The sequence below is a fragment of the Streptomyces sp. NPDC060198 genome (assembly GCF_042728415.1).
GTDB lineage: Bacteria > Actinomycetota > Actinomycetes > Streptomycetales > Streptomycetaceae > Streptomyces.
In genome coordinates this window covers 1-1,179 of sequence record NZ_JBHWZJ010000689.1, presented here as the reverse complement: position 1 = coordinate 1,179, position 1,179 = coordinate 1, and the positions used below count along the sequence as shown (strand labels likewise).

General features: G+C 67.6%; 1 protein-coding gene. It reads left to right on the top strand.

The window, feature by feature from the left end; genetic code table 11:
• Nucleotides 1–84: 84 nt before the first annotated feature.
• On the top strand, nucleotides 85–1,179 hold a 1,095-nt coding region (locus tag ACFWEP_RS34755), incomplete at its 3' end, for a hypothetical protein (RefSeq protein ID WP_387376311.1).

Here is a 1,179-nt window from a genome sequence, read left to right as displayed (position 1 = left end):
CGCGGCCCCGCCGAGTCCTACAGCCTTCTCACGCCCTACAAAGACCCCACCGACGAAAGCAGCCACACCCTCGGACCATTCTGGGTGACATCACAGAAGGTACCGCTGCACCATGTGTTCGGCACCTACCTCCAGAGCCGCGCCGACACCACTCCCGACCGCTCACTCCTCCTGGGCGAAGGAGAAAACGAGTTCCTCGCGCTGGGCGAAGGCGCGCCCATCACCTACCACGGCACCAACACCCCACCCGTCCTGCCCATCACACCCACCCCGCCCCGGACCGTCTCCGCCCGAGCACCCCGGCCCGGAACGCGAACGGTCGGACAGTCACCACTGAGGGACACCGCGACAGCGTCTACCGACGAACCGTCGAGCACCGACGATCCATTGAGCGAGAGGGAGATCGCGGCCCGGGCACGCCTGCGTGCTGCGGAGTCGGCCCTGGAAGCTGCCGGCCTGCGCGCCGACGACCTCCAGCAGAGAATCGACACGGCCACCGATCCGCTGGAAGAGGCTTCTCTGCGAGTGGAGTGGGAGAGGCATACGGCTGTACTCTCGGACGCCCTCCGGGAGGTGGACCTCGCACTCACGGAGACGCGGCCCACTCCCCCCGACGCCGGGCCTGTCACGCGACCCCGGATGCGGCTGGACCGCACTCCCCGCTTCAGCGTTCCCTCCCGCTTCGACGTCCGCCGCATCCGGCACGACGACGACACCGTCACCGACCTCACCATCACCATCGGCTTCAACGGCGGCAACAGCACTGCGGCGTGGAACAAGCTCAGGCAGGGAGTCGAGGAGTACTACAACGCTCCCGGCCACCGTCTCCCCGGCGGCGACCTGCTCCACATCACCGTCGAACCCGCCCCGCCCGGCACCACACCCCACCTGACCGTCGACCTCGTCGGCCAGGACACAGTCATGGACCAGAACAACTGGCACCACGACGCCAACCCCGTCGACTACGCCCACGAACTCGGCCACCAACTCGGCCTGCGCGACGAATACCAGGATGAAACCGTCCCCCACCGCCCCGACATCAAGGGCAGCCTCCTCGGCAACTACCACCAACCCTCACCCGACGCACTCCCCCAAGCCCAACTACGCCCACGCCACCTCGAACTCCTCGCCACCCTCATCGGCGACACCGACACCGACATCCAGAACAGCAACGGCAAC